The organism is Neisseria sp. P0001.S005 (assembly GCF_051963715.1).
Map to the genome: position 1 here is coordinate 1 of NZ_JBQCTZ010001162.1, position 209 is coordinate 209.

The following is a 209-nucleotide window of genomic DNA, read 5'->3' on the forward strand; positions in this document are numbered from 1 at the left end:
GTCTGCGGACGGGCAACCCGGGTAAACTTTTGACCAATCCCGTTCTCATAACAGGCTACACCGAAAGCATGGTTGGCCGAGCCTTTATATTCCGTACCGTTGTCGGAGTAAACGCACTCAATCAGGTATGGACAGGGATCAATCAGGTGTCCAGTCAGAAACTTGGCGGCACTGTCTGCAGTTTTGTCCGGCAAAATGGCGGCGTATAG

The 209-nt window shown here is 52.2% G+C and carries 1 pseudogene; it reads right to left on the reverse strand.

From position 1 onward, the window contains the following. Positions 1-209 (reverse strand): annotated as a pseudogene (locus ACTHSP_RS24415) (IS481 family transposase); the annotation flags it as partial.